The following is a 738-nucleotide window of genomic DNA, read 5'->3' as shown; positions in this document are numbered from 1 at the left end:
CCGGCGCCCCCGCCGCGTCCGCCCGGACCTCCGCCGTCGGCCCGACCGCCCCCACCGGTCAGCCCGACGCTGTCGGCCGGTCCGCGCAGGCCGCCACCTGGCGCAGGCTCAACATCACCATGCAGCAACAGCAGCAGAGCAACTGGTGCTGGGCCGGCAGCGGGAACACGGTGGCCGCGTACTTCGGCTACAGCTACAGCCAGAACCAGTTCTGCAACGCCGCCTTCAACCGGTCGATCAACTCGACCTGCCCCAACAACCAGGCCACCCTGGGCAACGTGCAGACCGCGCTCGACTGGATCGGCATCAACCCCGGCTCGTACGTCACGGGCTATCTGCGCTACAGCACGGTGCAGACCGAGATCGACGCCGACCGGCCGGTCGAGACCCGGATCCAGTGGAGCTCCGGCGGCGGCCACATGCAGCTGATCTACGGCTACGACGTCTCCAGCAACTGGGTCTACTGGGGCGACCCGTGGCCGTCCAACTCCCGCTACAACTGGGCGGACTACGCGTACTACGTGAGCAACGGCTCGTTCTCCTGGACCCACTCCCTGTACCGGATCGGCGCGTGAGGAGACAGCCATGACCGACAACCGGAACCACCTGCGGCGGGCCCTCGCCACCGCCGTGCTCGCCGCGGGACTCTCGCTGGCCGCCGCCCCGCTCGCCCTGGCGGCGGACGGACCGGCGCCGGCGGCGCCCGCGGACCTCGCAGCCGCGGACCTGGCGCCCGCG

1 protein-coding gene is annotated in these 738 nt (G+C 71.3%); it reads left to right on the top strand.

Annotated elements, in window-relative coordinates; all coding sequences use genetic code 11:
• The coding region (locus AA75_RS40290) for a papain-like cysteine protease family protein (RefSeq protein ID WP_233289409.1) at positions 1-575 on the top strand (575 nt) is incomplete at its 5' end.
• Positions 576-738 lie beyond the last annotated feature (163 nt).

It is taken from the genome of Kitasatospora sp. MBT63, from assembly GCF_000710465.2.
In the GTDB taxonomy this organism is placed as follows: Bacteria; Actinomycetota; Actinomycetes; order Streptomycetales; family Streptomycetaceae; genus Kitasatospora.
Note: the sequence above shows the minus strand (reverse complement) of the source record. Positions and strands in the feature narration are given on the sequence as shown.